Origin of the sequence: Streptomyces sp. NBC_00568 (assembly GCF_026341855.1) — a bacterium.
GTDB lineage: Bacteria > Actinomycetota > Actinomycetes > Streptomycetales > Streptomycetaceae > Streptomyces.
Genome location: NZ_JAPENW010000001.1, coordinates 1,815,639 through 1,835,666 on the forward strand (window position 1 = coordinate 1,815,639; position 20,028 = coordinate 1,835,666).

The following is a 20,028-nucleotide window of genomic DNA, read 5'->3' on the forward strand; positions in this document are numbered from 1 at the left end:
TGGTACGTCACTTGCCAAGTCGGACACCGGAGGCGCCCGGTTGCCGCCCCTGGCCGAGAGTGGCGCACATCACAGCCACGGCCATGCCTCCGAGCAGGAAGAGGTACGAAACAACTCCCGCGCCGAAGAGGAAGTCTCCTTCCGGGCGACTGGCGGTGAGGAGGACGACGGCGACCATCCAGCCGGCCGCCGGGGCGACGGCCCCGGCCCGGGACGCGGTGGCCCGCGCTCCGCCCAGGAAGAGTCCGGCGGCGCCCGCCAGCGCGAGCAGCAGCCCGAGGGGGAACCAGCCGGGCTCCACCAGCGCCCCGGCGACCCCGACCACGGCGCCGAGCAGGAAGAGTCCCAGGTAGGCGGCGATCCGCCCGCCCGAGGGCCGTGTCAGTGGCTGGGCGAGCGCGCTTCCGCCGCCGCGCTGTCCGTTCGTACTCATCGCAGACCCGTCCCTCGCCGAGTGGTCGTCTTCCCCGCGTCCGTCACCGGCCGGTCCTCTCGATGCCCTCGATGCCCTCGAACAGGTCCGTCTCCCGCGTCGCGGGGCGGGGGGCGTCGACCAACTCGTAGTACTCGGTGGTGAAGAGCGGCTGCGCCAGCTCGTTCGAGAGGACGAACCAGGGGCCGTCCACGGTGATCTGGGTGGCGTGCGCCCGCATCGCGGCGGCCTTGGCGGCGGCGTACGCGGTTCCGTCGACCTCGGTGGTGATCGTCGCCTCGTCGACCACGCCCGGTACGTCGCCGACGGCGGCCACCCGGTCGAACGGCAGCCCGGGGAGGGCCTCACGCAGACGCGCGAACGCCTCCTCGGCGACCGGGCGCGGCACCCGGTTCCAGTAGGTCTTGGCGATCCGCCACGCGTCGCCGAGATCCTGGCGGTGGGTGGGATCCGCGGCCAGTTCGGCGGCGCGCATGGCCACGCGGTGGGTCTGGATGTGGTCCGGGTGCCCATAACCCCCATCGGGGTCGTAGGTGACGAGCACCTGGGGGCGTACCTCGCGGATCACCTCGACCAGGCAGTCGGCGGCCTCATCGAGGTCGGCGGACCAGAAGGCACCCGGGCAGTGGTTCTGCTCGACGCCCATCATCCCGGAGTCACGGAACCGCCCGGCTCCGCCCAGGAAGCGGTGGTCGGCGACGCCCAGTTCCTTCATGGCGGCGCTCAGCTCACCGGTCCGGTACGGGCCGAGTCCGCCCTCGCGATCGGGGGCGAGATGGGCGAGTTCGGATGGAATGACCTCACCCTCCTCGCCGAGGGTGCAGGTCACCAGCGTCACATGGGCGCCCTCGGCCGCGTATCTGGCCATGGTCGCGCCATTGTTGATCGACTCGTCGTCCGGATGCGCGTGCACCAGGAGCAGACGCCGGTCGGGCAGTTCCGTCATGGAACCCACCCTACGAGGCGCCCGCCCCGTCGCCGGTCCGGGCGGGGATCAGAACTTGATGCTGCCGATCATCCCCGCGATGTTCGTGGTCAGCTCGCTGATCGTGGGCGCGACCGTCGAGGAGGCGAGATAGAAGCCGAGCAGCATGCATACGACCGCGTGCCCGCCTTTCAGTCCTGACTTCTTGATCAGAAGAAAGACGATGATCGCCAGCAGCACCACCGCCGAAATCGAGAGTGCCACGGCGGCTCACCTCCAAAGGTCCCAGGGACTTGGGGTCCGGTACGGGACCGGACATGGGGGGTCGGTAAATCCATACAGCAGCCAGCAGGTTCTTACCCACGCAGCGCTAGTGATCATAACTATCCGTACGCGCGCATCGATCGGCGCACGGCCGCACAAGGGGGCGCATGGCCAATATGGTCGGGGGATGACGAACGAGCCTCTCTCCTTCCCGCGCCGGTACGCCCGCACGCAGCGGTTCACCTCCGGGGCGCCGCGCGCGTTCACCGTGTCCCCCGACGGTTCCCGTGTGGTGTTCCTGCGGTCCTCCTCCGGTACGGAGAGGGCGAATCAGCTGTGGGTTCTCGATGTCGCGGAGGGCAAGGAACGGGTCGCGGCCGACCCCGCGGCACTGCTCGGCGGCGCCGGCGAGCACCTCTCCCCGGAGGAGCGGGCGCGCCGCGAGCGCAGCCGCGAGGGCGGCGCGGGGATCGTCGGGTATGCCACGGACACAGCCGCCGAGTTGGCCTCTTTCGCCTTGTCAGGGCGGCTCTTCACGGCGGAGCTGCGGGCCGGCACGGCGCGTGAACTCCCGGTCCCCGGACCGGTGATCGACCCGCGCCCCTCCCCCGACGGCCGGCTCGTGGCGTACGTCGCCGGGGGCGCGCTGAGGGTCGTCGGAGCCGAGGGCGAGGACGACCGGGCGCTCGCGGAACCGGAACCCACGGCGGAACCGGGTTCGGTTTCCTATGGATTGGCCGAGTTCATCGCGGCCGAGGAGATGGGGCGTTCGCGCGGTTTCTGGTGGTCGCCGGAGGGGGACCGGCTGCTCGTCGCGCGGGTCGACGACACACCCGTGCAGCGCTGGTGGATCTCCGATCCGGCGCATCCGGAAGCCGATCCGCAGCGGGTCGCCTACCCAGTGGCGGGCAGCGCCAACGCGGAGGTGCGGCTCTTCGTGATCGGGCTCGACCGGGTGCGCACGGAGGTCTCCTGGGACCGCGCGCGCTACCCGTACTTGGCGCATGTGCACTGGTCAGCGGCGGGTGCTCCGCTGCTTCTGGTGCAGGCGCGGGATCAGCGCAGCCAGTTGTTCCTGGCCGTGGACCCGGACTCCGGGACGACCCGGATGGTGCACGCCGACGAAGATCCAACTTGGCTTGATCTTTTCCCCGGGGTGCCCTGCTGGAGCCCCGACGGACAGCTCGTGCGGATCGCCGACGAGGGCGGCGCGCGGGTCCTGGCGTTCGGTGAACGCCCGCTGACCGGGGCCCAGTTGCATGTCCGGGCGGTGCTCGACGTCTCGGCCGACGATGTGCTGGTCGCGGCCTCGGCGGGCGAGGCCGCGGCCTCGCCCGAGACCGGCGAGGTGCACGTGTACCGCGTGAACGAACTCGGGATGGAGCGTCTGACGCAGGAGCCCGGCGTGCACTCGGCGGTGCGCGCCGGGGGCGTGACCGTGCTCGTGTCGTCGACGCTCGACCAGCCTGGAGCACAGGTGCGGGTGCTGCGGGAAAGCGACCGAAGGAAGACGGGGACCTCCCCGGCCGGAGGCCGGGGGCGGGTGGCGACCATCCCCTCGTACGCCGAACATCCCGGTTTGTCCCCGCGCGTAACGCTCACGCAGGGGGGCGCACAGAAAATCCCATGCGCCGTGCTTATGCCTACTGACTACGACGGCGACACTCCCCTACCGGTCCTGCTGGACCCCTACGGCGGTCCGCACGGCCCCCGGGTACTGGCCGCGCACAATGCGCACCTCACCTCGCAGTGGTTCGCCGACCAGGGCTTCGCGGTGGTCGTCGCCGACGGCCGGGGCACCCCGGGGCGCTCCCCCGCCTGGGAGAAGGCGATCCGCGACGATCTCACGCTCTCCCTCGACGACCAGGTCGAGGCACTGCACGGTCTCGCGGAGCGGTTCCCGCTCGACCTGTCCCGGGTCGCGATCCGCGGCTGGTCGTACGGCGGCTGGCTCGCGGGGCTCGCCGTGCTGCGCCGCCCCGACGTCTTCCACGCGGGCATCGCGGGCGCCCCGGTCGCCGACTGGCGGCTGTACGACACCCACTACACGGAGCGGTACCTCGGCGATCCCGCCGCGAGCCCCGCGGTGTACGCGAAGAGCTCGCTGGTCACCGACGAGGGGCTCTCCGCGCCCAGCGGGCCGCACCGGCCGCTGATGATCGTGCACGGCCTCGCGGACGACAACGTCGTGGTGGCGCACGCCCTGCGGCTGTCCTCGGCGCTGCTGGCCGCCGGCCGCCCGCACGAGGTGCTGCCGCTGTCCGGAGTCACGCACATGACCCCCCAGGAACAGGTCGCCGAGAACCTCCTGCTCCTCCAGGTCGAATTCCTCAAGCGCTCCCTCGGACTCGTCTGACCTGTCCACGGCGGCCACGGCCCGGCCCGGCACACCCCGCGCCGGTCGGAACCGGGCCGCCGGGGACAGCAACGAGCCGGGGTGACATGGCGCACCCCGGCTCGTTTACGGCACCCGCACGGCCGTACGGTGTTCACCTTGACGCGTCCGTATATCGGTACCGCTTCCGCCAAGTTGCCTGCGTGTTAACGAAGTTCGCTCACATTTGTGGGGTTATGCCACCCCGCCGGAGGGCTCCTCCGGGGGGACGACCTGCTTCTCCTCCGCGAAGTGACAGGCCGAGTCGTGGGCGGTCGGACCGGCGGAGAGCCGGAACTCGGCCGGCACCGCGAGCAGCGGCACCTCCAGCGTGCAGCGCTCCTGCGCCTTCCAGCAGCGGGTGCGGAACCGGCAGCCGGACGGGATGTGCGCGGGCGAGGGCACGTCCCCGGTGAGGATGATCCGCTCCCGGTGCTCCCGGGCCTCCGGGTCCGGGACGGGCACGGCGGACAGCAGCGCCTGGGTGTAGGGGTGCGTCGGATGGTCGTAGATCTCGACGTCCTTGCCGGTCTCCACGATCCGGCCCAGGTACATGACCCCGACCCGGTCGGAGATGTGCCGCACGATCGACAGGTCGTGCGCGATGAACACGTAACTGAGATTGAACTCGGCCTGGAGCCGGTCCAGCAGGTTGATGACCTGTGCCTGCACGGAGACGTCGAGCGCGGAGACCGGCTCGTCGGCGACGATGATCTCGGGCCGCAGCGCGAGACCCCGTGCGATGCCGATGCGCTGGCGCTGGCCGCCGGAGAACTGGTGCGGATAGCGGTTGATGTACTCCGGGTTGAGCCCGACCACGTCCAGCAGGTCCTGGACCCTGCGCCGCCGGTCGCCCTTGGGCGCGACCTCGGGATGGATGTCGTACGGCTCCCCGATGATGTCGCCGACGGTCATCCGGGGGTTGAGGGAGGTGTACGGGTCCTGGAAGACCATCTGGATGTTGCGGCGTACGGCTTTCAGCGCCTTGCCCGACAGCCGGGTGATGTCCTCGCCCTTGTACTTGATCGTCCCCTCGGTCGGCTTCTCCAGGTTGACCAGCATCTTGGCGACCGTCGACTTGCCGCAGCCGGACTCGCCGACGATGCCGAGGGTCTCACCGTGGCCGAGGTGGAAGTCGACGCCGTCGACGGCCTTGACCGCGCCGACCTGTTTCTTGAACAGGATTCCCTGGGTGAGCGGGTAGTGCTTGACCAGTCCGCTGACCTCCAGCAGCGGCTCACTTGCTGCTTGTGTCATCGAGGCACTCCCTCCAGAAGAAGCAGGCGCTCCGGCGGTCCGCGTCGACCTCCGCGAGCGGCGGCACCTCGGTGCGGCAGATGTCCTGGGCCATCGGGCAGCGCGGGTTGAAGGCGCAGCCCGGCGGGATGTGCATCAGGTTGGGCGGCAGGCCCTTGATGGCGTACAGCTCCTGGCCCTTCTGGTCGAGCCGGGGGATCGAGTCCAGCAGCCCCCTCGTGTAGGGGTGGGCGGGCGCCTTGTAGATGTCGTGGACCGGGGCCGTCTCGACGATCCGGCCCGCGTACATCACCGCGATCCGGTCGGCGACGTCCGCGACCACGCCGAGGTCGTGGGTGATGAGGATGAGTCCCATGTTGAGCTCGCGCTGCAGCTCGGCCAGCAGGTCCATGACCTGGGCCTGCACGGTCACGTCGAGCGCGGTGGTCGGTTCGTCGGCGATGATCAGGGCGGGTTCCAGGGCCAGCGCCATGGCGATCATGATGCGCTGGCGCATACCGCCGGAGAACTGGTGCGGATAGTCGCGCACGCGCTCGGCGGCGGCCGGGATGCGCACATGCTCCATCAGTTCGACCGCCTTGGCGCGGGCTTCCTTGCGCGACATCCCGCGGTGCACGGTGAACATCTCGCCGAGCTGGTCGCCGACGCTGATCACGGGGTTCAGGGACGACAGCGCGTCCTGGAAGATCATCGCCATCTCGGCGCCCCGCACCTTGCGCCGCTCCTCCTCCTTGAACTTCAGCAGGTCCTTGCCCTGGAAGAGGATCTCGCCGCCGGTGATCTTCCCGGGCGGCATGTCGAGGATGCCCATCACGGCCTGGGCCGTCACCGACTTGCCGGAGCCGGACTCGCCGAGCACGGCGAGCGTCTCCCCCTCGTCGACGCTGTAGTTGACCCCGTTGACGGCTTTGGCGACTCCGTCCCTGGTCCTGAACTCCACGTGCAGATCGCGCACTTCGAGCAGCACGGCGGTCACCTCAGCTTCGGGTCGAGGGCGTCGCGCACCGCGTCGCCGAGCATGATGAACGCGAGCACGGTGATCGCGAGCGCGCCGGCCGGCCACAGCAGCATGTGCGGGGCCTGGCGGATGTACGCGGACGCCGAGGAGATGTCGATGCCCCAGCTGACCGTCGGGGGCTTCAGACCGACGCCCAGGTACGAGAGCGTCGCCTCCAGCGAGATGTAGGTACCGAGGGCGATGGTCGCCACGACGATCACCGGCGCTACCGCGTTCGGGGTGATGTGGCGCAGCATCAGCCGGGAGTTGGAGGCGCCGAGGGCGCGGGCCGCCTGGACGTAGTCGTTCTCCTTGGTGGTGATGACGGAGCCGCGCGCGATGCGGGAGATCTGCGGCCAGCCGAGCAGCACCATGAACCCGACGACCGGCCAGATCGTGTTGCTGGTCACCACGGAGAGGAGGACCAGACCGCCGAGCACGACGGGGATCGCGAAGAAGATGTCGGTGATCCGGGACAGGACCGAGTCGCCCATCCCGCCGTAGAAACCGGCCAGCCCGCCGAGGAGCGAGCCGAGGATCGCGACCCCGAGCGTGGCGAGCACACCGACGCTGATCGAGACGCGGGTCCCGTACACGGTCCGGGTGTAGACGTCGCAGCCCTGTCCGTCGTAGCCGAAGGGGTGTCCGGACTGCGAGCCCTCCTGGGCCTTGGAGAGGTCGCACTGGAGCGGGCTCTGTGAGGTGATCAGCGAGGGCCAGATCGAGATGACGACCAGGAAGACGATGACGAGTCCCGCGATGATGAAGACGGGGTTGCGGCGCAGGTCCCGCCAGGCGTCGGACCACAGGGAGCGCGGCTTCTCCTGGGGACCCGTGCCCTCCGGTCCTCCCGGCGTCTTCTCCAGGGTCTCCGCCTCGCTCGTCCCGAGGTCCATCGTGCCTCCGAAGCCGGTCGGGGCGATGGCGAGGTCCTCCGGCGGCGGCCCCTCCGGCCCGTGATGTGGCTCTTCCTCGTACGGCGGCTGCTCAGGCATAGCGGATCCTCGGGTCGAGTACGGCGTACAGGAGGTCGACGAGCAGGTTGGCGACCATGAAGATGAGGACGAGGATGGTCACGAAGCCGACGACCGTCTGGGTGTTCTGGCGCACGACCCCCTGGTAGATCTGGTAGCCGACCCCGTGGATGTTGAAGATCCGCTCGGTGACGATCGCGCCGCCCATCAGCGCGCCGATGTCGGTGCCGATGAAGGTGACGACGGGGATCAGCGAGTTGCGCAGCAGGTGCCGGATGGTCACCCGGCGCCGCGGCAGTCCCTTGGCGACGGCCGTACGGACGTAGTCGGACCGTTTGTTCTCCGCGATGGAGGTCCGGGTCAGGCGGGTCACGTACGCGAGGGAGACCGAGGCCAGCACCAGGCCCGGCACGATCAGCTCGCCGAAGGTTGCTTCCCCGGAGACCGACGGTTCGATCCAGTGCCATTGGACGCCGAGCACCAGCTGGGCCAGCAGACCGGTGACGAAGGTCGGCACGGAGATGACCACGAGCGTGAGCAGCAGGACGCCGGTGTCGACGGGCCGGCCGCGGTGCAGACCGGTGATGACGCCGAGCGTGATGCCGATGACGATCTCGAAGAAGATCGCGACGATCGTGAGCCGGATGGTGACCGGGAAGGCGGAGGCCATCAGCTCGGTGACCGGCTGTCCGTTGAACGCTGTGCCGAAGTCGCCGGTGAAGATGTGGCCGAGGTAGGTCAGGTACTGCTGCCACAGGGGCTTGTCGAGGCCGAAGTCCTTGCGCAGCTGGGCGGCCGTGGCGGGGTCGCACTGCCGGTCGCCGCACAGGCCCGCGATGGGGTCGCCCATCACGTTCACCATCACGAAGATGAGCATGGTGGCGCCGATGAAGACCGGGATCATCTGCAGCAGACGCCGGATGACGTACCGTCCCATGAGTGCTCCGGGGATAGAGGGGCGGGCCGCTGTGACGGACCCGCCCCGGGCGGCTCAGTTGACGGTGATCTCGTTGTAGACCGGGACGCTGAACTGGTTGAGCGCCACGTTCGAGACCTTGTCGGAGTAGCCGGCGCTGCCGTTCTGGTACCAGAGCGGGATGGCGGCCATGTTGTCCCGCACGACCTCTTCGGCCTGCTGGAAGAGCTTGATGGCCTTGCTGGTGTCGGTCTCGGCGTTCGCCTGGTTGACGAGGTTGTCGAAGTCCTTGTTCGACCACTGGCCGTCGTTGGAGGAGGCGTTCGTGTAGTACAGCGGCTGGAGGAAGTTCTGGATCAGCGGGTAGTCCATCTGCCAGCCGGCCCGGAACGGACCGGGCATCTTGTGCTGCCCGATCTGGTTGCGGAAGTCGGCGAAGGTGCCGATCGGGTTGCCGACGCAGGCCTTGTCGTTGCCGAGGGCGTTGTTGATGGAGTTGCAGACGGCGTCGACCCACTCCTTGTGGGAGCCCGTGTCCGCGTTGTAGGAGATCTTGACCTGGCCGCCGGGCAGACCGCCGCCCTCCTCGACCAGCTTCTTGGCCTCGGTCGGGTTGTACTTGCAGGAGTCGCCGCACAGGCCTTCCTGGAAGCCGCCCTCCTCGCCGAGCACCGGTGAGGTCCAGTCGCTGGCGGGCGTCCGCGTCTTCTGGAAGATCGTGTCGGTGATCTGCTGGCGGTTGATCGCCATCGACAGGCCCTGGCGGACCTTCGTCGCGCCGCTGGTGTCCCACTTCGGGTCGTAGAAGGGGAAGGCGAGGGTCTGGATGATGCCGGCCGGGGTGTTGATGTACCGGCCGTTCAGGTCGCTCTTGGCGTTCTTGAGCTGGGCCGCGGGCACGTCGTCGACGAGGTCGAGGTTGCCGGCCAGGAGGTCGTTGTAGGCGGTGTTGTTGTCCGTGTAGACCTTGAGGGTGACGCCGCCGTTCTCCGCCTTGTCGTCCCCGGGGTAGTCGTCCCACTTCACCAGGGACATCTGTGAGCCCTTGGTGTACGAGTCGATGGTGTACGGGCCGTTGCCGATGGGCTTCTTCACCCAGGCCGCGTGGTCGTCGAAGAACGCCTTGGGCAGCGGCGAGTAGGCCGAGTAGCCGAGGGTGTCCGGGAAGGTCGAGAACTTCTGGTTGAGCTTGACGGTGAAGGTGTTCGTGCCGGTGACCTTGAGCCCGGAGAGCGTGTCGGCGCTCTGGGTTCCCGTGTCGGGGTGCACCTTGTCGTAGCCCTCGATGTACCCGAAGAAGTAGGCGTTCTTCTGGTTGTTCTTCAGACTCGCGCCGTAGTTCCAGGCGTCGACGAAGGACTGGGCGGTGACGGCCTCGCCGTTGCTGAACTTCCAGCCGCCCTTGACCGTGATCGTGAAGTTCTGCGAATCGGAGGTGTCGATCTTCTCGGCGAGCATGTCCTCGGCGGCGCCGGTCTTCGCGTCGTACCGCTTCAGGCCGCGGAAGATCATGTCGAGGACCTTGCCGCCCTGCACCTCATTGGTGTTGGCCGGCTCCAGCGGGTTCTGCGGGTCGCCCCAGGAGGCACTGACGGTGCCGGAGCCGCCTCCGCCGCCGCTGTCACTCCCTCCGCCCCCGCAGGCGGTCGCCGCGAGGGCTACCGCCGCCGCACATGCGGCCCATTTGGCGTGCGTGGCTCCACGCATGGAGTGCCTCCTCAAGAGTGCGCTGTGCCGCCGGCCCCGGGGTCGTGCGTCCGGCTCCCGGTGCGCTGTGCCTTTAGGGCCCAATATCCGTCCATATGGGGCGCGTCGCACATTTACCCCACCCTTCCGGGTGTCGATCCATCCGGAAGGGGGTACTCCGGACACTCCGTCAAAGGATCTTGGGAGCCGACGCAACAGATCTCCGCGGTTCGATACGGAACTGTTGATTCCAGTGCACGAGATGTACGCATTCCGAGACTCCGCCGTCCGGTTATCGAACTCATTGCCCGTTTCGCGAAGTTGGCCCGAATCTGGACACGGAACGGCCACAGTGCGCTACACGCGTAGTTACGCTGAGGTCAAGTCCAGGCAAAGAAAGTAAAGACAACACCAAGGCGACCGAGATTTTATTGACCTTGCATGAATTGCGTTGAAAAAGTCCGGCGTAGCCCGTAGGGAGCGCCCTGCGGAGCCCTTGACCCCCTCGGGCCTGGAGCACCATGACCCCCCCTACTCCTTCCGCGGCCGCCCCGCTTGAGGTGACCGACGAGACCGGCAAGATCCCGGCTCCGTCCACCAACCCCAAGGGCTCGGAGAGTCGCTCCCCAGGACGACTCGCCTGGAAGCGGTTCAAACGTGACCGCACGGGCGTCATATCCGCCTACATCGTGATCTTCTTCTTCACGATCGCGATCTGCGCGCCGCTGATAGCGAAGCTGTATGGGAAGAACCCGTACGAGCAGTACGGCCAGGAGTCCGACGGCCTGCTCAACGACTTCGCCTTCCCGGTCAAGCCCAACGGCGGCATCGACGGCAACTTCTGGTTCGGCATCGAGCCCCAGCTCGGCCGGGACGTCTTCACCTTCCTGCTCTACGGCATCCGCACGTCGCTGATGATCGCCACCGCCGCCACGCTGCTGACCACGGTGGTCGGTGTGGTGATCGGCATCACCGCGGGATACCTCGGCGGCAAGACGGACTACTTCGTCGGCCGGATCATCGACATCCTGCTGTCGTTCCCGTCCACCTTGTTCTTCATCGCCTTCATGCCGGTCGTCTACGCCCTCTTCGTGCCCTTCAACGAAGAGGTCCCGACCTGGCTGCGGGCCACCTGCCTGATCCTCGTCCTCTCCGCCTTCGGCTGGGCCTCCATCGCGCGACTGCTGCGCGGCCAGGTCCTCGGCCTGCGTGAGCGGGAGTTCGTCGAGGCGGCGAAGGTGACCGGCGCGTCCTCGCGCCGCATCGTCTTCAAGGAGCTGCTGCCCAACCTGTGGACGCCGATCCTGATCCAGTCGACCCTCATGCTGCCGGCCTACGTCACGGCCGAAGCGGGCCTCGCCTTCCTCGGCGTCGGCATCCAGGACCCGACACCGGACTGGGGCGTCATGATCCAGCGCGGTGCCGGCTTCTACACGGAAGACATCACCTTCATGATCTTCCCGGGCGTCTCGATGATCATCTTCGTCCTCGCCTTCAACCTGCTCGGAGACTCGGTCCGCGACGCACTCGACCCGAAGTCCAAGCGCTGACTTCCACCCCCAGACCCGGTCGTAGTCGTCCGGCTGGTTACCCGTCTCTCACTCACCCACCACTAGGCAGGTAAGCCATGTCCTTTTCCCGCAGAAACTTCCTCATAGCCACTGGTGTGGCCGCCGGTGCGACCACGGTCCTGAGCGCGTGCAGCAGCGGCAACAGCGGCGGGACCGGCAGCAACAAGGCTCCGTCCGTGGACAAGGCCAAGGCCGCCACCATCGCCGTCGGCACCAAGGCCGACTCCACCGGTGCGGCCCCCGAGGTCCCCGGCGCGGTCAAGGGCGGCACGATCTACACGCTGGACCAGATCGACTGGGACCACCTGGACCCGGCGCAGCTCTACTCCTCGTACGAGGGCGCCTGCTCGGTCCTGTTCCTGCGCGGTCTGACCGGCTACAAGATCGACTCCAAGGGCGGCACCACGCTCGTGGGTGACCTCGCCACGGACGCCGGCACCGCGGCCGACGGCGGCAAGACCTGGTCCTTCACGCTGAAGGACAACGTGAAGTGGGAGGACGGCGCCGACGTCACGATCGCGGACGTGCGCCACACCTTCGAGCGCCTCTTCGCCTCGTTCGTCACCCAGGGTCCGCGTTACCCGCAGGGCTGGCTGGTCGGCGGCGACAAGTACAAGGGCCCGTACGGCGGCAAGCACCTCGACTCCATCGAGATCGACGGCAAGACCATCACGTTCAAGCTGAAGGAGGCCCACGCCGACTTCAACTTCATGGTCGCCATGCGCGGCTTCTCCATCGTGCCCAAGAAGCACGACACCAAGGAGAAGTACGACAAGCACCCCCTCTCCTGCGGCCCGTACAAGATCGCCAGCCGCAGCATCGGCAAGTCGGCGACGCTGGTCCGCAACACGCACTGGGTGGCCGAGACGGACCCGCTGCGCAACGCGTACCCGGACAAGTTCGAGTTCCAGTTCGGCTTCCAGTCGCTGGCCTCGACGGACCGCTACATCGCCGACAAGGGCAACGACCAGTACACGCTGTCGCTGCTCAACGAGGTCGCCCCCGAGCGCATCCAGAAGGTGCTGACGAACGCGACCTTCAAGAAGCGTGTCCTGACCCAGGTCGACACCACCTGCTACTACTTCGCGATCAACACCAAGCGCGTCTCCGACGCCAAGGTGCGCCAGGCGCTCAACTTCGCGTGGCCGTCGAAGCAGCTCCAGCAGATCCGCGGTGGTTCGCTCTCCACGGCGACCGCGACCACGATCATCAGCCCGCTCACCCCGGGTCACAAGGACTTCGACCTCTACGAGAAGAAGACGAAGCCCATGGGTGACCCCGAGAAGGCCAAGTCCCTTCTCAAGGAGGCCGGCAAGTCGGGCCAGCGCATCGTCGTCGCCATGCAGCAGTCGGACAACGCCGTCAAGCAGGCCGTCGCGATCAAGACCGCGCTGACCAAGGCCGGCTTCACCCCGGTCGTGAAGCAGGTCGACAAGACCTCCTTCTACAGCCAGATCGGCCAGCTCGACAACGAGTACGACATGTTCGCCGCGGGCTGGGGCCCGGACTGGCCGGCCGGTTACGCGGTCATCCAGCCCTGCTTCGACAGCAGCCAGATCGCCGACGGTGGCGTCAACTGGCCGCAGCTGAAGGACGCGAGCGTGGACAAGGCGATCGCCGCCGCCACGATCGAGCCCGACGCGAAGAAGGCCGCCACCATGTGGGGCGACATCGACGAGCAGATCATGCGCACCGCCGCCGTGGTTCCGGACTACAACCCGATCCGCAACTACTTCCACGGCTCCAAGGTCGGCGGCGTGATCTACGACTCCGGCAACACCTGCATCGCGCTGGGCAAGGTCTACGCCGCGAAGGCCTGATCCAGCATCGGGGCCGCGGCGACCACCGCGGCCCCGACGTGATCCCCCTCCGGGGCGGCGGCCACCGCCGCCGCCCCGGCCCCCCTCATACGCTCCCCACACCCCGGCGACGGCGCCCCGTCCGGAAAGTCACGCCACATGTTCCGTTTTCTAGTCCGCCGTGTCATCGGCGCACTTGTGATTCTGCTGATCATCAGCGCCGTCACCTTCATGCTCTTCTACGCGATGCCGCGTGACCCAGCCCGCATGGCGTGCGGAAAGGTCTGCACCAAGGAACTTCTGGATCAGGTCAGGGTCAACCTCGGGATCGCCGACCCGCTGCCGGTGCAGTACTGGCACTGGCTGGTGGGCATCTTCGCCGGCCGTGACTACGGCGGCCTGGGCAACTGCAACGCCCCCTGCCTCGGCTTCTCGTTCACCAACCGTGAGCCCGTTCTCGGCACGATCATGGACCGTATGCCGACGACGCTGTCCCTCGCGCTCGGTGCCGCGGTCTTCTTCCTCATCCTCGGTGTCGGCACCGGCATGATCGCCGCGGTCAAGCAGGGCAAGGCGGCCGACAAGATCGCCAGCTCGTTCTCGCTGATCGGCTCCTCGCTCCAGATCTACTTCGTCGGCTACATCGCGATGTACTTCCTGGTCCAGCAGCTCGGCATCCTCGAGCAGCCCTCGTACACGCCGTTCACCGACAACCCGGCCGCCTGGGCCAGCGGTCTGCTGCTGCCCTGGCTGACGCTCTCCATCATCTTCACCGCCAACTACACCCGTATGACGCGCTCCCAGCTGGTGGAACAGCTCAGCGAGGACTACGTGCGTACGGCGCGCGCCAAGGGCCTGTCCCGGCGCTCCGTGTTCTTCCGCTTCGCCTGGCGCGGAGCGATGGGTCCGATCGTCACGATCTTCGGCATCGACCTGGGCACCCTGATCGGTGGCGCCATCATCACCGAGTCGGTCTTCAGCCTCCAGGGCATCGGCAAGCTCGCCGTGACCGCCGTGGAAGCCAACGACCTGCCGATGCTGCTGGCAGTGACCATGGTCGCGGCCGGCGCGATCGTCTTCTTCAACATCATCGTGGATGCCGTCTACGCCTTCATCGACCCGCGGATCCGGCTCGCCTGACCCGGCGCCCCGCCGCCGTCCACCCGCCGACCCGCAAGCTACCCCTCGCATCACCCCCCAGGAGCGTCCCCGTGACGAGCACCGATCAGCAGCCCTTCCTGTCCGTCAGGGATCTGAAGGTCCACTTCTCCACCGAAGACGGCGTCGTCAAGGCCGTCGACGGTCTCACCTTCGACCTGGCCAAGGGCAAGACGCTCGGCATCGTGGGCGAGTCGGGCTCGGGCAAGTCCGTCACGAACCTGACGATCCTCGGCCTGCACGACCGCGACCGCACCGCCATCGACGGCGAGATCCTGCTCGACGGCAAGGAGCTGCTGACCGCCTCCGAGCGGGAGCTCGAGCGGCTGCGCGGCAACAAGATGGCGATGATCTTCCAGGACGCGCTGGCCTCGCTGTCGCCGTACCACACCATCGGCAAGCAGATCGGTGAGACGTACCGCAAGCACACCGGTGCCTCCAAGAAGGAGGCCCGGGCGCGGGCGATCGAGATGCTCAAGCGTGTCGGCATCCCGCAGCCGGACGTCCGCGTGGACGACTACCCGCACCAGTTCTCCGGCGGTATGCGCCAGCGCGCGATGATCGCGATGGCCCTGGTCTGCGACCCCGAGCTGCTGATCGCGGACGAGCCGACCACGGCGCTCGACGTGACCGTGCAGGCCCAGATCATGGACCTGCTCAAGGACCTCCAGCAGGAGTTCGGCACGGCGATCATCTTCATCACCCACGACCTCGGCGTCATCGCCGACATCGCGGACGACGTGCTGGTGATGTACGGCGGCCGGTGCGTGGAGCGGGGCACCAAGAAGGAGGTGCTGCGCGCGCCGCAGCACCCGTACACCTGGGGCCTGCTGGGCTCGATGCCGAGCCTGGACGGACCGGTCGACGTACCGCTGTCGCCGATCCCCGGCTCGCCGCCCTCCCTCCTCAACCCGCCGACCGGCTGCCGCTTCCACCCGCGGTGCACCTTCACGGAGAAGATCGCGGACGGTCTCTGCTCCACCGAGCAGCCGCCGCTCCAGGTCACGGACGGGCGCGGAGCCGCCTGCCACCTCACGGCGGACCAGCGCCGCGACTTCTTCGCCGACTACGCCGCGACCCGGTCGCACTGACGTAACTGAGACGGGACTTCACGATCATGAGCAACACGAACCCCCTCCTGGACGTCACCGGACTGACCAAGCACTTCCCGGTGATGGGCGGCTTCCCCTTCAAGCGGAAGATCGGCGCGGTCCAGGCCGTGGACGGTCTCGACTTCCAGGTCGCCGAGGGCGAGAGCCTCGGCCTGGTCGGCGAGTCCGGCTGCGGCAAGTCGACGACGGGCCGGCTGATCACGCGCCTTCTCGAGCCCACCGGCGGCAAGATCAGCTACCGCGGCCAGGACATCACGCACGCCAACCGCAAGCAGCTGGCGCCGGTCCGCTCCGAGATCCAGATGATCTTCCAGGACCCGTACGCCTCGCTGAACCCGCGGCAGACGGTCGGCAAGATCATCGCGGGCCCGATGGAGATCAACGGGATCAACCCGCCCGGCGGCCAGGAGAAGCGCGTCCGCGAACTCCTGGAGACGGTCGGCCTCAACCCGGAGCACTTCAACCGCTTCCCGCACGAGTTCTCCGGCGGTCAGCGCCAGCGCATCGGCGTGGCCCGCGCGCTGGCCCTGGAGCCGAAGCTGATCGTGGCGGACGAGCCGGTCTCGGCGCTCGACGTCTCCATCCAGGCGCAGGTCGTGAACCTGCTCCAGGACCTCCAGCGGGACCTGGGCATCGCGTTCCTGTTCATCGCCCACGACCTCGCGATCGTGCGGCACTTCTCGCAGCGCGTCGCGGTGATGTACCTCGGCAAGATCGTCGAGATCGCCAACCGCGAGGACCTGTACGACAACCCGCGTCACCCGTACACGCGCGCGCTGATGTCGGCCGTTCCCGAGGCCACCGCGGACGACGTCCCGGCCCGCGAGCGCATCCTGCTCACCGGTGACGTGCCGTCCCCGCTCAACCCGCCGTCGGGCTGCCGCTTCCGCACCCGTTGCTGGAAGGCGACGGACAAGTGCGCGACCGAGGCTCCGCCGCTGGTGCAGATCTCGGGCAGCAGCGACGGCCACCTGACGGCGTGCCACTACCCGGAGACGCGGGAGACCATCCCGGCCCAGCGTCTCGCCAAGGACCCCGAGGCGGCGGTCTGACACACCCCAATTCGTCAGCCGCCCCCTTCCGGAACCGACTTTCACCGGCCCATTGACCCGAGCCCATGAACGTCAGTTTCAGGGGAACGAAGGCCCGCACCCTCTCGGGTGCGGGCCTTCGTCGTCGTCCGTCGGGCGGGCGGCAAGGGGCGGCGGCGTCGGCCTCCAGGGCCTCCGGCTAGCCCAATTCCCCGCGCTCCACACAGAATTCGTTGCCCTCGGGGTCCGTGAGGACGACCCAGCCGCCGCCGTCCGGGCGGGTGTGGTCCGCGAACCGGCGGGCGCCGAGGGCCACGGCCCGCTCGACCTCCGCGGCCCGGGTGCGGCCGTGCGGCTGCAGGTCGAGGTGGACGCGGTTCTTGGCCGTCTTGCCCTCCTCGACCCGCACGAACAGAAGGGTCGGACCACGGGAGGGGTCCACGATCACGGCCTCCGGGTCACCGGGCTTGTCGTCGTCGGCGAGCGGACGGCCCAGCAACTCGCTCCAGAACAGCCCGAGATCGTACGGGTCACCGGTGCAGTCGAAGGTGATGGTGCGGATGGTGAGGTTCGACAACGCTGCTTCTCCCATGGCCTAGTCGCCCGTCCGGCCGTCCGCCAGTTCGCGCAGGATGTCGAGGTGGCCGTTGTGGCGGGACGTCTCCTCGACGAGGTGGAGGATGATCCAGCGGAGGTCGACCCGGCGGCCGCTGCCGCCCGTGCGCTCGGCCTTGGTGTCGAGGTCGTTCCCGGCCACCAGCTTGCGGTAACGGGCGCTCTGTTCCTCGTACTCGTCGAGGAGCTGGGGCAGCGGGAAGTCGACGGCGATGCGCATCTCGCGGTCGGGGTCCTCGTCCGTCCAGGGCCCCGCGTCCTCCTCGCCCAGGAAGACCACCTGGAACCAGTAGTACTCGACCCAGCGCAGGTGGTTGATGAGCCCGCTGAGGGTCATCAGAGGGGACCCGGGCAGCGGGGCCTTGCGGGCGTCCTCCGCCGAGACGCCCTCGCACTTGGCGCGGGCGGTGGCGCGGGCGTAGTCGAGGAAGGTGGTCAGCTGGGTGCGCTCGTCCCACGCGGAAGGCGTGTCCGTTCGTGTCTGTGAAGTCATCGGGATGAAGCATCCCGGTCGGCCCCGTCCGGTGTCGAGCGATTAACGGCGCCCCGGGCGACGCCACTTGCCCGTGGCCGCCGGCCACCGCCAGACTGTCGCGCCATGGCCTTCCACCTGCGCGGAACCGTGCTGCCCGACGGCGTCGTACGCGACCTCTGGACGCTCGGCGACAGCATCACGTTCCAGCGGCCCTCCGTCCCGGCGGACACCGTGGCCGACGGCGGATTCCTGTTGCCGGGGCTCGTCGACGTCCACACACACCCGGGCGGTGCCGCCGGGGACGAACCGGCCTTCGATCCGGAGGTCTTCGCCGCGCAGATCACCGCGCACCGGGACGCGGGTGTCACGGCCCTGCGCTTTCCGGGGCTGCTGGGTGAGATCCCCGGCGAACTGCGCGAGGCCCCCGGCTCGCCCCGCATGATCACGGCGGGGCGCTGGCTCGCCTGGGCGGGGCTCTCCCGCAGCGCCGCCTTCCACACGGTGACCGACGACCTGGTCGCCTCGGCGGTGGCCGAGGCCAAGGCGCACGACGGCTGGTGCAAGCTCATGGGCGACTGGGACTTCGAGGCACCGCCGGTGCCGTACGAGCTGCTGCGAGCGGTGGTCGAGGGTGTCCACGCGGCCGGTGGCCGGGTCGCCGCGCACTGCCAGTCCGCCGCGGGCGTCCTGGGCGCGGCCCGCGCCGGGGTCGACTCGATCGAGCACGGCATGGGGATGCCGCAGGAGTGCGTCGACCTGATGGCGGGACACGGCACCTCCTACGTCCCCACCCTCACCGCCTTCGCGCGCAGCGCCCCCCGGATCGAGGACACCGCCCGAGGCCGCCTCTGGAACGAGGGGCACCGCACGATGATCCGCCGGGTCCGTGAGGCGTACGACGCCGGTGTCACCGTCCTCGCCGGAACGGACTCGGCCCCCCACGGCAACGTCGCCGCCGAGGTCCTGCACCTCATCGACGCCGGCCTCCCGTCCGGGACCGCGGTCGGCGCGGCCAGCTGGACCGCCCGTGCCTTCCTCGGCCTGCCCGCGCTGGCCGAGGGAGCCCCGGCCGACATCACGGTCTACGACGCGGACCCCCGCGAGGAACCCGCCGTCCTCCACCACCCCCGGCGCATCATGCTCCGCGGCCGGATCATCCGCTGACCTGCTTCACCACGATCTCGGCCTCGAAGCCGTCGGTGTTCTCCAGGTAGGCGGCGCGGTGCTCGGGGCCGCCCGCGTAGGGATGACGTTCCGGGAAGAGGAGCGTCCAGCCGAAGGCGGGTGCCTCCTCGACCAGGGTGTCGAGCTCGGCGCGGCTCGCGATGCGGAAGGCGAGGTGGTTGAGCCCGGGGCGCAGCCGGTCGTGACGGTCCCCGGTCAGGGCGGGGGACTGCTCGAACACGAGGTAGGTGTCCCCCAGCCGCCAGCTCCGGCCGTCCGGCCAGTCCTGGTACGGCACGTACCCGAGCCGCTCCAGCAGCCAGCCCCAGGAGCGCACCGCCCGCCCCAGGTCAGGCACCCACAGCTCGATGTGATGCAGCATCTCGTCCCGATTCTCGCGAGCGGTGTCGGAGCCCTCGTCCCGGGCTCCCGTCCGGCTCGATCAACCTGTCACCTTTTTCTCGCACTTGCTCGACCGATTCCTTACCGATCAGCGGTTCGAGTTGGCGCCGCGGGCTGACAGACTGCTGCGATGGCTGATCGTTCGTTCAGTGATGTCTCACTCGCCGCCCTGTACGACACGCTGAATCCATGGGGTCCGAGCGACGACTTCTACCTGGACCTGGTGATGTCCGCGCGGTCCGTGCTCGACGTCGGGTGCGGGACGGGGCGGCTGCTGGCAGGGGCCCGGGAGGCCGGTCACGAGGGGCGCTTGTGCGGGCTCGATCCCGCCGCGGCCATGCTGGTGCAGGCGCGTCGGCGGACCGCCGGCGAGTGGGTGCTCGGGGATCTCGGATCGGCGCGCTGGGAGCGGGAGTTCGACCTCGTCGTGATGACCGGACACGCGTTCCAGGTGCTCGTCCGCGACGACGAGGTGCGCTCCGCGCTGGCCGCCGTGCGCCAGGCTCTCGCCGACGGAGGCCGGTTCGTCTTCGAGACGCGCAATCCCGCCGTCCGGCCGTGGGAGGCCTGGAGGCCCGAGCGGGCGTTGGAGGTGAGCGACGCGCACGGGGATGCCGTACGGGTCCGGCACGAGGTCGAGACGCCGGTGCTCGGGGACCGCGTGACGTTCAGCGAGACCTTCGAGCATCCGCGCTGGGACCGGCCGCGAGTCAGTCGCAGCACCCTGCGGTTCCTCGGGGCGGACGCCTTGCGCGGGTTCCTCGGCGACGCCGGATTCGTCGTGCACGAGCAGTACGGGGACTGGGGGCGGGAGCCGCTCTCCCCCACCGCCCCCGAGATCATCACCGTCGCCGGTCCGGCCTGACCCGAGGCCA

At 68.8% G+C, this 20,028-nt stretch carries 19 protein-coding genes; 8 read left to right on the top strand and 11 right to left on the bottom strand.

The genetic code is table 11. The features are described 5' to 3' along the window. Nucleotides 1–7 precede the first annotated feature (7 nt). Genes OOK38_RS07710 through OOK38_RS07720 form a run of 3 tightly spaced genes read right to left on the bottom strand, consistent with a single transcriptional unit; the run spans nucleotide 8 to nucleotide 1,622 of the window. Nucleotides 8–433, bottom strand: coding sequence for a DUF6113 family protein (locus OOK38_RS07710; RefSeq protein ID WP_266762410.1), 426 nt, complete (start codon nucleotides 431–433; stop codon nucleotides 8–10). Between the two features lie 43 nt (nucleotides 434–476). Continuing rightward, nucleotides 477–1,379 carry an N-acetyl-1-D-myo-inositol-2-amino-2-deoxy-alpha-D-glucopyranoside deacetylase gene (gene mshB / locus OOK38_RS07715; RefSeq protein ID WP_266762408.1) on the bottom strand — a complete coding sequence of 301 codons (903 nt, stop codon included), beginning with the start codon at nucleotides 1,377–1,379 and terminating at the stop codon, nucleotides 477–479. A 48-nt stretch (nucleotides 1,380–1,427) separates the two neighbouring features. Then, complete coding sequence (locus tag OOK38_RS07720; protein ID WP_150947166.1) at nucleotides 1,428–1,622, bottom strand: hypothetical protein; 195 nt, start codon at nucleotides 1,620–1,622, stop codon at nucleotides 1,428–1,430. A gap of 187 nt (nucleotides 1,623–1,809) precedes the next feature. On the opposite strand from OOK38_RS07720, the gene OOK38_RS07725 reads away from it, so the two are divergent. After that, a complete protein-coding gene (locus OOK38_RS07725; RefSeq protein ID WP_266762404.1) occupies nucleotides 1,810–3,978 on the top strand; it encodes a S9 family peptidase in 2,169 nt (722 codons plus the stop codon). A gap of 213 nt (nucleotides 3,979–4,191) precedes the next feature. Here the strand turns inward: OOK38_RS07725 and OOK38_RS07730 are convergent, their stop codons facing one another. The 5 genes from OOK38_RS07730 to OOK38_RS07750 form a co-directional block, all read right to left on the bottom strand. After that, nucleotides 4,192–5,253, bottom strand: coding sequence for an ABC transporter ATP-binding protein (locus OOK38_RS07730; protein WP_266762402.1), 1,062 nt, complete (start codon nucleotides 5,251–5,253; stop codon nucleotides 4,192–4,194). Further along, on the bottom strand, nucleotides 5,234–6,220 hold the full coding sequence (locus OOK38_RS07735) for an ABC transporter ATP-binding protein (protein WP_266762400.1): 987 nt from the start codon (nucleotides 6,218–6,220) through the stop codon (nucleotides 5,234–5,236). Before OOK38_RS07735 ends, OOK38_RS07730 begins: the two co-directional genes overlap by 20 nt. Nucleotides 6,221–6,225: 5 nt before the next feature. Then, entirely contained in the window at nucleotides 6,226–7,146 is a 921-nt protein-coding gene (locus OOK38_RS07740) for an ABC transporter permease (RefSeq protein ID WP_266765837.1), read from the bottom strand. 91 nt (nucleotides 7,147–7,237) lie between these two features. Continuing rightward, on the bottom strand, nucleotides 7,238–8,161 hold the full coding sequence (locus OOK38_RS07745; RefSeq protein ID WP_266762398.1) for an ABC transporter permease: 924 nt from the start codon (nucleotides 8,159–8,161) through the stop codon (nucleotides 7,238–7,240). Nucleotides 8,162–8,215: 54 nt separating this feature from the next. After that, complete coding sequence (locus OOK38_RS07750; RefSeq protein WP_266762396.1) at nucleotides 8,216–9,847, bottom strand: ABC transporter substrate-binding protein; 1,632 nt, start codon at nucleotides 9,845–9,847, stop codon at nucleotides 8,216–8,218. A 500-nt stretch (nucleotides 9,848–10,347) separates the two neighbouring features. Between OOK38_RS07750 and OOK38_RS07755 the strand changes: the two genes are divergently transcribed. From OOK38_RS07755 to OOK38_RS07775, 5 genes are all read left to right on the top strand, one after another. Then, entirely contained in the window at nucleotides 10,348–11,376 is a 1,029-nt protein-coding gene (locus OOK38_RS07755; protein WP_266848256.1) for an ABC transporter permease, read from the top strand. Between the two features lie 77 nt (nucleotides 11,377–11,453). Beyond that, nucleotides 11,454–13,217: an ABC transporter substrate-binding protein gene (locus OOK38_RS07760; RefSeq protein WP_266762392.1), complete on the top strand. Its 1,764-nt coding sequence runs from the start codon at nucleotides 11,454–11,456 to the stop codon at nucleotides 13,215–13,217. A 138-nt stretch (nucleotides 13,218–13,355) separates the two neighbouring features. After that, nucleotides 13,356–14,336 carry an ABC transporter permease gene (locus OOK38_RS07765; RefSeq protein ID WP_266762390.1) on the top strand — a complete coding sequence of 327 codons (981 nt, stop codon included), beginning with the start codon at nucleotides 13,356–13,358 and terminating at the stop codon, nucleotides 14,334–14,336. Between the two features lie 71 nt (nucleotides 14,337–14,407). Further along, entirely contained in the window at nucleotides 14,408–15,445 is a 1,038-nt protein-coding gene (locus OOK38_RS07770) for an ABC transporter ATP-binding protein (RefSeq protein WP_266762388.1), read from the top strand. Between the two features lie 26 nt (nucleotides 15,446–15,471). Beyond that, a complete protein-coding gene (locus OOK38_RS07775) occupies nucleotides 15,472–16,518 on the top strand; it encodes an ABC transporter ATP-binding protein (RefSeq protein WP_266762386.1) in 1,047 nt (348 codons plus the stop codon). Between the two features lie 178 nt (nucleotides 16,519–16,696). Here the strand turns inward: OOK38_RS07775 and OOK38_RS07780 are convergent, their stop codons facing one another. Continuing rightward, a complete protein-coding gene (locus OOK38_RS07780; protein WP_266848258.1) occupies nucleotides 16,697–17,074 on the bottom strand; it encodes a VOC family protein in 378 nt (125 codons plus the stop codon). An 18-nt stretch (nucleotides 17,075–17,092) separates the two neighbouring features. Continuing rightward, nucleotides 17,093–17,605 (bottom strand): DinB family protein, encoded by a 513-nt coding sequence (locus OOK38_RS07785; RefSeq protein WP_266848260.1) that lies wholly within the window; start codon nucleotides 17,603–17,605, stop codon nucleotides 17,093–17,095. A gap of 105 nt (nucleotides 17,606–17,710) precedes the next feature. Here OOK38_RS07785 and OOK38_RS07790 point away from each other — a divergent pair, with 105 nt between their 5' ends. Then, on the top strand, nucleotides 17,711–18,751 hold the full coding sequence (locus OOK38_RS07790) for an amidohydrolase family protein (protein WP_266762380.1): 1,041 nt from the start codon (nucleotides 17,711–17,713) through the stop codon (nucleotides 18,749–18,751). Here OOK38_RS07790 and OOK38_RS07795 read toward each other — a convergent pair. Further along, the gene (locus tag OOK38_RS07795; protein ID WP_266762378.1) at nucleotides 18,741–19,133 is read right to left on the bottom strand and encodes a VOC family protein; all 393 of its coding nucleotides are present in this window, start codon (nucleotides 19,131–19,133) and stop codon (nucleotides 18,741–18,743) included. The genes OOK38_RS07790 and OOK38_RS07795 overlap by 11 nt on opposite strands. A 150-nt stretch (nucleotides 19,134–19,283) precedes the next feature. On the opposite strand from OOK38_RS07795, the gene OOK38_RS07800 reads away from it, so the two are divergent. After that, a complete protein-coding gene (locus tag OOK38_RS07800) occupies nucleotides 19,284–20,018 on the top strand; it encodes a trans-aconitate 2-methyltransferase (RefSeq protein ID WP_266762376.1) in 735 nt (244 codons plus the stop codon). Nucleotides 20,019–20,028 lie beyond the last annotated feature (10 nt).

Coding starts and splice junctions, on each gene's coding strand:
- OOK38_RS07710 (WP_266762410.1), bottom strand. CDS start 433: ATGAGTACGAACGGACAGCGCGGCGGCGGAAGCGCGCTCGCCCAGCCA.
- mshB (WP_266762408.1), bottom strand. CDS start 1,379: ATGACGGAACTGCCCGACCGGCGTCTGCTCCTGGTGCACGCGCATCCG.
- OOK38_RS07725 (WP_266762404.1), top strand. CDS start 1,810: ATGACGAACGAGCCTCTCTCCTTCCCGCGCCGGTACGCCCGCACGCAG.
- OOK38_RS07730 (WP_266762402.1), bottom strand. CDS start 5,253: ATGACACAAGCAGCAAGTGAGCCGCTGCTGGAGGTCAGCGGACTGGTC.
- OOK38_RS07740 (WP_266765837.1), bottom strand. CDS start 7,146: ATGGACCTCGGGACGAGCGAGGCGGAGACCCTGGAGAAGACGCCGGGA.
- OOK38_RS07745 (WP_266762398.1), bottom strand. CDS start 8,161: ATGGGACGGTACGTCATCCGGCGTCTGCTGCAGATGATCCCGGTCTTC.
- OOK38_RS07750 (WP_266762396.1), bottom strand. CDS start 9,847: ATGCGTGGAGCCACGCACGCCAAATGGGCCGCATGTGCGGCGGCGGTA.
- OOK38_RS07755 (WP_266848256.1), top strand. CDS start 10,348: ATGACCCCCCCTACTCCTTCCGCGGCCGCCCCGCTTGAGGTGACCGAC.
- OOK38_RS07760 (WP_266762392.1), top strand. CDS start 11,454: ATGTCCTTTTCCCGCAGAAACTTCCTCATAGCCACTGGTGTGGCCGCC.
- OOK38_RS07765 (WP_266762390.1), top strand. CDS start 13,356: ATGTTCCGTTTTCTAGTCCGCCGTGTCATCGGCGCACTTGTGATTCTG.
- OOK38_RS07775 (WP_266762386.1), top strand. CDS start 15,472: ATGAGCAACACGAACCCCCTCCTGGACGTCACCGGACTGACCAAGCAC.
- OOK38_RS07785 (WP_266848260.1), bottom strand. CDS start 17,605: ATGACTTCACAGACACGAACGGACACGCCTTCCGCGTGGGACGAGCGC.
- OOK38_RS07790 (WP_266762380.1), top strand. CDS start 17,711: ATGGCCTTCCACCTGCGCGGAACCGTGCTGCCCGACGGCGTCGTACGC.
- OOK38_RS07795 (WP_266762378.1), bottom strand. CDS start 19,133: ATGCTGCATCACATCGAGCTGTGGGTGCCTGACCTGGGGCGGGCGGTG.
- OOK38_RS07800 (WP_266762376.1), top strand. CDS start 19,284: ATGGCTGATCGTTCGTTCAGTGATGTCTCACTCGCCGCCCTGTACGAC.